Here is a 9,802-nt window from a genome sequence, read left to right on the forward strand (position 1 = left end):
CGTATCGAGCTGGGCGAGATCGAAGCGCGCCTGCTGGAGCAGGCCGAAGTGCGCGAAGCGGCGGTGCTTGCAGTGGACAGCCCGGCAGGTCTTCAGCTGGCAGGCTACCTCGTACCCACCTTCCCCGTGGAAAACACTGCCGCACTGCGTGAGCGGCTGCGCACTGCACTGGCTGGGCATCTGCCGGACTACATGGTGCCCAACCACCTCATGTTCCTCGACGCCTTACCGCTCAGCCCCAACGGCAAGCTTGAGCGCAAGGCCCTGCCGGGCTTGAGTGAACAGATGGCGGTGCGAGCCTGGCGGGCGCCCGAGACAGAGCTGCAGGGCCAGCTGGCAGAGATCTGGCAGGAAGTGCTGCAGGTCGAGCGGGTGGGGCTGGACGACAACTTCTTCGCCCTGGGTGGGCATTCGCTACTCGCCACTCAGGTGGTGGTGCGGGTGCGCAGCCTGCTGCGTGTTGACGTACCGCTCAAAGACCTGTTCGAGACCGACACCCTGCAAGCCTTTGCCGAACGCCTGGAGGGCCTGCGTGCGGTGCACCTGTCGGTCGACGACGAATTGGCTAAATCCTTGGAGGCTCTCAAACGTTTATCAAGCACTGAGTTGGAGAAACTACTTTCGTAAGGAGCCTTGGGTGCAAGCGTTGATCGAGTCGGTTGGAAGTCTCTCGGCAAAGGAGAGAAAAGCGCTGGCGGTGCTGCTCAAGCAAAAGGGCATCAACCTGTTTTCGGTGGTACCCATTTTCAAGCGCGACACCGCAGAGCCACTACTGTTGTCTTTTGCCCAGGAGCGTCAGTGGTTCCTCTGGCACCTCGACCCGATGAGTTCGGCGTATCATATACCCACAGCCCTGCGCTTGCGCGGGGCGCTGGATGTGCCTGCACTGGAACGCGCGTTCAATGTACTGGTCAGCCGGCATGAGAGCTTGCGCACCGCACTGGTGGAAGACCAGGGGCAGGTAGTACAGGTGATTCACGCCGCCTTCGACCTCACCCTGCACACTGAGCCCCTGCTCGACGCTGATCCGGCCGCATTGCAGGCACGTGTCGAGCAGGAGAGCCGGCGCCTGTTCGACCTGCGCCAGGCGCCGTTGTGGCGGGTGAGCCTGCTACGTGTGGCTGACGATGACCATGTGCTGGTGCTGACCCAGCACCACATCATTTCCGACGGTTGGTCGATGCAAGTGATGATCGACGAGCTGATGCACTGCTACCAGGCCTTTATCCAAGGCCAGGCGCCGACGCTGCCTGCTTTGCCAATCCAGTACGCCGACTACGCCTTGTGGCAGCGCCAATGGATGGAAGCAGGCGAGCGCGAACGCCAACTGGGTTATTGGACGGCGCAATTGGCCGACGAGCCGGGTGTGCTGTCGTTGCCGTACGATCACTCACGCCCGGCACAGTTGAGCGACCGTGGCGCGCGTGTCGACCTTCAGGTGCCAGAGGCCCTGGCGACCGCCCTGAACGGGCTGGCGCAGCGCGAGAACGTAACCTTGTTCATGCTCTTGCTGGCCAGCTTCCAGACCCTGCTGCACCGCTACAGCGGCCAGGCCGACATCCGTGTCGGCGTGCCCACGGCCAACCGTAACCGGGTGGAGACCGAAGGCCTGATCGGCTTCTTCGTCAATACCCAGGTGCTCAAGGCCGACTTTGCAGGCGTCGCCACCTTTACCGACTTGCTGCAACAGGTGCGCAGCACTGTACAGGCCGCCCAGGACCACCAGGACCTGCCGTTCGAGCAGTTGGTCGAGGCCCTGCACCCGCAACGTACCCTCAGCCATAGCCCGCTGTTCCAGATCATGTACAACCACCAGAGCGAAGGCCGCACCCGCCAGGCCGGAGCGGGCCCGGTGCTACAGGTAGAGAACCTGACCTGGGACAAACAGACCTCGCAGTTCGATCTCACCCTCAATACCCACGAATCCGGCGGGCAACTCAGTGCCAGCCTGACCTACGCCACCGACCTGTTCGACCGCGCCACCATTGAGCGCATGGCCGGGCACTGGCTGACCCTGTTGCAGGCACTGGTCGACAACGCTTGGCAGCGTATCGACTTACTGCCTTTGCTGACCGGCGCGGAGCAGGCTGCACAGGCCCAGGCATGCAGCGGTGCGGTACAGCACTACGACGAGTCACAATGCATTCATCGCCAGATCGAGGCGCGTGTAGCGGAGAAAGGCGACACACCGGCGCTGTATGCCGGCGAACAGGTACTGGGCTACGACGAAATCAACCGCCGAGCCAACGCCTTGGCCCACCGCCTGATCGAGCTTGGCGTGGGGCCAGAAGTGCGGGTGGCGGTGGCCATGCCTCGCGCTGGCGAACTGCTCGTGGCCTTGCTTGGCGTGCTCAAGGCGGGTGGTGCCTATGTACCGTTGGACCCAGACTACCCGCCAGAGCGTGTGGCCTATATGCTCGACGACAGTCGCGCGCAGGTGATCATCACCCAGCAGGCTCTGTTGGCAGAGCTGCCAGCGCTGGATGCATTGCATGTGGTGTTGCTGGAGCCGGGCGCCGACCTGGGGGCGCAAGGCTACAGTCAGGAAAACCCCGATACCCAGGTGGTTGCACAGAACCTGGCCTACGTTATCTATACCTCCGGCTCGACCGGCAAGCCGAAAGGCGTGGCCATCGCCCACCGCAGCGTCATGGCGTTGATGCGCTGGTCGGCCGAGGTTTACCCGGAGCCGTCGATTCAGGGGGTGCTGGCCTCTACCTCAGTGTGCTTTGACCTTTCGGTGTGGGAGCTGTTCGTCACCCTGGGTAACGGCGGCTCGCTGGTGTTGGCGCGCAATGCCCTGGAACTGCCGCAGTTGGCTGCAAGAGAACAGGTTCGCCTGATCAATACCGTGCCATCGGCCATTGCAGGTTTGCACCGCGCAGGCCAGATTCCGGCATCGGTGCGCATCATCAACCTGGCGGGCGAGCCGCTCAAGCAGGGGCTGGTCGATGACTTGTATGCGCAGGCGTCGGTCGAGCATGTCTATGACCTGTACGGGCCGTCGGAAGACACCACCTATTCCACCTGGGCCCGTCGCGAACCGGGGGGCAAGGCCAACATCGGCCTGCCCCTGGGTAATACCCGTGGTTATCTGCTCGATCCGCAGTTGCAGACCGTCCCGACGGGGGTTGCGGCTGAGCTGTATCTGGCTGGCCACGGCATAACCCGCGGCTATCTGGGGCGTCCTGGGCTTACCGCCGAGCGCTTCGTACCCGACCCGTTCGCCGCGGACGGGCAACGCATGTACCGCACCGGCGACTTGATACGCCATCCGGCTCAGGCGCCGCTGGAATACGTCGGTCGTATCGACCATCAGGTGAAGGTCCGTGGCTTCCGCATTGAGCTGGGTGAAATCGAGGCGCGGCTGCTGGCGCTTGACGAGTTAACTGATGCGGTGGTGCTTGCCGTGGAGGGGGCGGTCGGCCAGCAACTGGTAGGCTACGTCGTACCCAACACGTCGGCTGGCCAAGTCGATGGCTTGCGCACACGCATCAAGGCCGCCCTGCGCGAACATTTGCCCGACTACATGGTGCCGGCGCAACTGGTGCTGCTTGAGCGTCTGCCGTTGACCCCCAATGGCAAGCTCGATCGCAAGGCCTTGCCACTACCCGATGCCAGCCCGTTGCCGGCCTACGTCGCCCCGCAATCCTCGTTGGAGCAGACGCTGGCAGGTATCTGGCAGGACGTGCTCAAGCGCGAGCAGGTGGGTGTTACCGACAACTTCTTCGAGCTGGGTGGCGACTCGATCATCACCTTGCAAGTGGTCAGCCGGGCGCGTCAGGCCGGCGTTACCATCAGTGCCAAGCAACTGTTCCAGCACCAGACAGTTCAAGGACTGGCCTCGGTCGCTGAAGTCGGTGGCCAGGGCCTGGTGATTGACCAGGCTGCGTTGCAAGGGCTGATGCCACTGTTGCCTATTCACCATGAATTCTTTGCCACGCCCATGCCCCAGCGTCACCACTGGAACCAGTCGGTGCTGCTGCAGCCCGGGCAGGTGCTGGATGCAGGGCTGCTGGGTCAGGCATTGCAAACGCTGTTCATCCATCACGATGCGTTGCGGCTGGTGTTCAGCGAGCACGATGGACATTGGCGGGCACGCTATCGCGCACTGGACGAGCAGCCTGCGCCAGTATTGCTGGAGCATATGCAAGGCCTGGATATCGCTGGCCTGGAAGCGGCCTGCCAACAGGCGCAGGCCAGCCTCGACCTGGAACAGGGGCCATTGCTGCGTGCGCTGTTGGTCGATCTGGATGACGGTAGCCAGCGCTTGTTACTGGTCATCCATCACCTGGTCGTGGACGGTGTATCCTGGCGCGTACTGTTCGAGGATTTGCAGGCGGCCTACCACCAGCTACAGGCGAGGCAGGCCGTGCAGTTGCCGGCCAAGACCAGCTCGGTCAAGGCCTGGGCCGAACGCCTGGGCGAGTATGCCCACAGCGATGCCTTGCGGGCAGAGCTGGGTTACTGGCAGGCGCAACTACAGGGGGCCGACAGCGGCCTGCCTTGCGAGCGCCCCGGCGGCGCGCTGGGTAACCAACATGCGGCCACCGTACATCGGCTACTGGACCAGGGCGTGACCCGCCAGTTGTTGCAGCAGGCGCCTGCGGCCTACCGCACCCAGGTCAATGACTTGCTGCTTAGCGCCCTGGCCTTGGTCATCAGCCGCTGGACCGGCCGCGCCGACACGCTGATCAAGCTCGAAGGCCATGGCCGCGAGGCCTTGTTCGACGATATCGACCTCACGCGTAGTGTCGGCTGGTTCACCAGCGCCTTCCCGTTGCGGCTGACCGCAGGCCAGGACATCGACAGCACGCTCAAGCAAGTGAAGGAGCAACTGCGTGCCTTGCCTGCCAAGGGATTGGGCTTCGGCGTGCTGCGCCACCTGGGCGATGACGCCACCCGTGCAGCGCTGGCGGGGTTGCCGCAGCCGCGAATCACCTTCAACTACCTGGGCCAGTTCGACGCCAGTTTCAACGCGGCGGGCGACGCCTGGCTGCGCCCTGCCAGCGAATATGGCGGGGCCCAGCAAAGCACGTCGGCACCGTTGGACAACTGGCTGAACATCAGCGGCAAAGTGTTTGATGGCCGCCTGAGCCTGAGCTGGACGTACAGTGAGGCGATGTTCGACCACGCCACCATCGAGCACCTGGCCGACCAGTTGATCAGTCAGTTGCAGGTGTTGGTGCAGCATTGCCTCGACGAAGAGGTCTGGGCAGTGACGCCATCCGACTTCCCGCTCGCCAACCTCAGCCAGGCACAATTGGATGCACTGCCGCTGCCCGCCGCGCGAATCGACGACCTCTACGGCCTGTCGGCCATGCAACAGGGCATGTTGTTCCATTCTCTGTATCAGCACGGCACTGGCGACTACATCAGCCAGATGCGCCTGGACATCCATGGCCTGGACCCGCAGCGTTTTGCTGCAGCCTGGCAGGCAGTCATCGATAGCCATGACATCCTGCGTACCGGTTTCGTGTGGCAGAACCTGGCGCAGCCGGTGCAGGTGGTCCAGCGTCGGGTCCGCCTGCCGTATGCGCTGCATGACTGGCGGGGCCGCAGCAACCAGGCCCAGGCCCTCGATGAGCTGGCGGATGACCAGCGCCAGAAGGGCTTCGACCTCGCAGAAGCGCCTTTGCTGCGCTTGGTGCTGGTGCGCATGCAGGATGACCAATACCACCTGGTGTACACCCATCACCACATTCTGATGGACGGCTGGAGCGCTTCGCGCTTGCTGGGCGAAGTGTTGCAGCGCTATAGCGGGCAGGTGCCCGAAACATCGAGCGGGCGTTATGTCGAGTACATCGGCTGGCTCAAGGCCCAGGATCTGGCAGGCAGCGAAGCCTTCTGGAAACAGCAGCTGGCCGTGTTGAGTGCACCGACCCGGCTGGCCCGCTGCGTCGAAGGCAATATCGTTGCAGCAGCGGGACATGGCAACCTGCATGGCGGCCTTGATGCCCAGCAGACAGCCCGGTTGGTAGAGTTCTGCCGCCGGCATAAAGTGACCTTCAATACGTTGGTGCAAGCCGCATGGTTGCTGCTTCTGCAGCGTTACAGCGGCGCTGACAGCGTCTGCTTCGGTGCCACCGTGGCGGGCCGGCCAAGTGAGCTCAAAGGGATCGAGCAACAGATCGGCCTGTTCATCAATACCCTGCCGGTGATCGCCAGCCCACGAGCGCAACAGACCGTCGACCAGTGGTTGCAGGCGGTGCAGGCGCAGAACCTGGCCTTGCGCGAACACGAGCACACCCCGCTGTTTGAAATCCAGCGCTGGGCCGGGCAGGGTGGCGAGGCGCTGTTCGACAACATTCTGGTGTTCGAGAACTATCCGGTGTCCGAAGCGCTGGAACAGGCCAACCCGCCGGGTGTTCGCTTCGCCAACCTGCATAACCACGAACAGAGCAACTATCCGCTGACGCTTTCCGCGAGCCTGAGCGAACGCCTGAAGCTGCACTTCAATTATGACCGGCAGGCCTTCGACTCGGTAATGGTCAACCGCCTGCACGGCCAGCTATGCCAACTGCTGCTGCAGATGGCCCAAGGCGATGGCAGCCAGCGCCTGGACGCATGCCAGGTGCACAGTGCAGTGCAGCAATCGGCGTTGCTCGCACAGTGGAATACAGACACCGTGCAATTGCATGACGAACGTTGTCTACATCAGTTGATAGCCGCCCAGGCGGCCCGCGCGCCGCAGGCCGTCGCGCTGAGTTTCGAAGGCCAGCACTGGACCTATGCTCAGCTGGAAGCTACGGCCAACCGTTGGGCGCATCGCTTGGTCCAACAGGGTGTAGGTGCCGATGTACGGGTGGGCCTGGCGGCCGAACGCGGTCCCTGGATGATTGTCGGCTTACTGGCCATCCTCAAGGCTGGCGGCGCCTATGTGCCGCTTGACCCGCAAACGCCGCAGCAGCGGCTGACCTACATCATCGAAGACAGCGCCGTCGCCTTGTTGCTTACCCAATCGGCCTTGCTGCCTGGGCTGGTGGTGCCGGCGGGGCTACCGATATTGACGCTGGAAGACGATGTGCAGGGCTATGCCGACAGCACGCCGCAGGTCAGGGTGCATGCAGATAACCTGGCTTATGTCATCTACACCTCAGGTTCCACTGGTCGCCCCAAGGGCACATTGCTGCCGCACCGCAATGCCGTGCGGCTGTTCCTGGCCACCGAGGCTTGGTTCGGTTTTGGCGCCGACGATGTGTGGACTCTGTTCCACTCCGTCGCCTTCGATTTTTCGGTGTGGGAGATCTTTGGCGCGTTGATCTACGGTGGCCGTCTGGTGATCGTGCCGCAAGCGGTCAGCCGCGCCCCTGAAGCGTTCTACCAGTTGCTGTGCAATGAGCGAGTCACGGTGTTGAACCAGACGCCATCGGCGTTCAAGGCGCTGATGCAGATCGCCTGCTCGCCGACGGTGGTGGGCGCGCATACCCTGCGCCATGTGGTTTTCGGTGGCGAAGCGTTGGAAGTCAAGGCACTGCGGCCATGGTTCGAGCGTTTCGGCGACCAGGCGCCCAGGTTGATCAATATGTACGGCATCACCGAAACCACGGTGCATGTGACCTACCGCCCACTGTCACTGGCCGACTTGCAGGCGCAGGCGGCCAGCCCCATTGGCGAGCCGATCGGTGACCTGACCTGGTACGTGCTCGACGGTGATCTCAACCCCGTGCCGCAGGGGGCGACTGGCGAGCTGTTCATTGGCGGTGCTGGCCTGGCCCGAGGTTACCTGAACCAGCCGGCGCTGAGTGCCACACGCTTTATCGCCAACCCGTTTGCGGCCCAGGGTGAACGCCTGTACCGCACCGGTGACCTGGTGACCCAGCGCGCCGACGGCGCTATCGAGTATATCGGGCGTATCGATCACCAAGTGAAGATTAGGGGCTTCCGTATCGAATTGGGGGAAATCGAGGCGCAGTTGCTGGCCTTGGTGCAGGTGCGGGAAGCCGCGGTACTCGCTGTCGATGGGGTAGCCGGCCAGCAACTGGTGGCCTACGTGGTGGCACAAGCGCCCGTGACTGATGAGCACGCCCTGCGTGACTCTCTGCGGGCACACCTCAAGCGCCAGCTGGCGGACTACATGGTCCCGGCACATGTGGTGTTCATCGAGGCGCTGCCGCTGACGATCAACGGCAAGCTTGATCGCAAGGCCTTGCCGAGCCCGGACGGTAGCCTGCGGCAGCACAACCATGTCGTCCCGCAAAGCACCTTGGAGTGCCAAGTGGCGGCAGTCTGGCAAGACGTACTGGGGATCGCCCAAGTCGGCTTGGGTGACCACTTCTTCGAACTGGGTGGCCACTCGCTGATGGTGGTCAACGTAGTGTCGCGGCTGCAGCTGGAGCTCGGCCTGAGCTTGACGGCACAACTCATTTTCCAATTTCCGATCCTGGCTGATTTTGTCGCCCAATTGGAAGCCAGCGGTGAACAAGTCAATACGTCGACGCTGAACAAGCTGGAAAGCCTGCTCGACGAAATGGAGGAAATTTGATGGACAAGTTGGTAGCCGCTCGAATCGCCAAGCGGTTCATCACCCTGCCTCTGGACAAGCGCAAGGTTTACCTGGGCAAGATGCTCGAAGAGGGTGTGTCGCCAGCCAACCTGCCGATCCCCCAAGTGCGCGAGGCGTTCGAGGCCTTACCGCTGTCATTCGCCCAGCAGCGCCAGTGGTTTCTCTGGAAACTGGACCCGCTCAGCACGGCGTACCACATTCCTACCACCCTGCGTATGCGCGGGGCATTGGATGTGCCTGCACTGGAACGGGCATTCAATGCGTTGATCGCCCGCCACGACACGCTGCGCACTCATTTCCAGCATGTGGAGGGCGAGGTGCGCCAGGTCGTGGGGGCCGAAGCGGCATTGCGCCTGGAGGTCGAAAAGGCTGAGGGTGAAGGTGTCGACCACGATGGGATTATCCGCGCCTTCGCCGCGCGCGAGACGCAGCAGCCGTTCGATCTGGACAATGGCCCGCTGCTGCGCGTGCGCCTGCTGGCACTTGCCGAGCATGACCATGTGCTGGTGCTGACCCAGCACCACATTGTTTCCGACGGTTGGTCGATGCAGGTGATGGTGCGCGAGCTGGTCGAGCTCTATGCCCACTTCGCCCAGGGTGCACCGGTGCAACTGCCTGAGCTGCCGATCCAGTATTCCGACTATGCCATTTGGCAACGGCATTGGATGGAGGCAGGGGAACAGGAGCGCCAACTGGGGTACTGGCTGGACCACCTTGGCAGCGATCATTCGGTGCTGGCGCTGCCGCTCGACCATCCTCGGCCTGCCCAGCAGAGTTTCCGTGGTGAGCGCCTTCAGGTGGTGTTGCGGCCAGGCCTGGCGCAAGGTTTGCAAACACTGGCGCACCAGCAGAACGTGACGTTGTTCATGTTGCTGCTGGCCTCGTACCAGGTGCTGTTGCACCGCTACAGTGGCCAGTCGCGCATTCGTGTGGGTGTGCCCAATGCCAACCGCAACAGGGTCGAGACCGAGCGTCTGATCGGCTTTTTCGTCAACACGCAGATCCTTCAGGCCGACGTACACGGCGACTTGCCGTTCAGCACCTTGCTGCAACAGGTCCGGCACGATGCCTTGGCGGCGCAGGCCCATCAGGACCTGCCGTTCGAGCAACTGGTCGAGGCCTTGCAGCCAGAGCGTAACCTCAGCCACAACCCGCTATTCCAGGTGATGTTCAATCATCAAGGCGGCAACCGGCCAGCGCGGGCCGCGGAGGGCGGCGGCACCGGGCTGGAAGTCGAGTCGCTGGAGTGGGACAACCACACCGCACAGCTGGACCTGACGCTGGACACTGTCGAGT

3 protein-coding genes are annotated in these 9,802 nt (G+C 63.0%); all 3 read left to right on the forward strand.

Going from position 1 to position 9,802, the window contains the following annotated elements; genetic code table 11:
• The coding region (locus tag IAE36_RS23075; protein ID WP_236409251.1) for a phosphopantetheine-binding protein at nucleotides 1-627 on the forward strand (627 nt) is incomplete at its 5' end.
• A 10-nt stretch (nucleotides 628-637) separates the two neighbouring features.
• On the forward strand, nucleotides 638-8,485 hold the full coding sequence (locus IAE36_RS23080) for a non-ribosomal peptide synthetase (RefSeq protein ID WP_201214932.1): 7,848 nt from the start codon (nucleotides 638-640) through the stop codon (nucleotides 8,483-8,485).
• On the forward strand, nucleotides 8,485-9,802 hold a 1,318-nt coding region (locus IAE36_RS23085), incomplete at its 3' end, for a condensation domain-containing protein (protein ID WP_236409253.1). The genes IAE36_RS23080 and IAE36_RS23085, both read left to right, overlap by 1 nt.

The sequence above is a fragment of the Pseudomonas sp. S36 genome, assembly GCF_016647875.1.
In the GTDB taxonomy this organism is placed as follows: domain Bacteria; phylum Pseudomonadota; class Gammaproteobacteria; order Pseudomonadales; family Pseudomonadaceae; genus Aquipseudomonas; species Aquipseudomonas parafulva.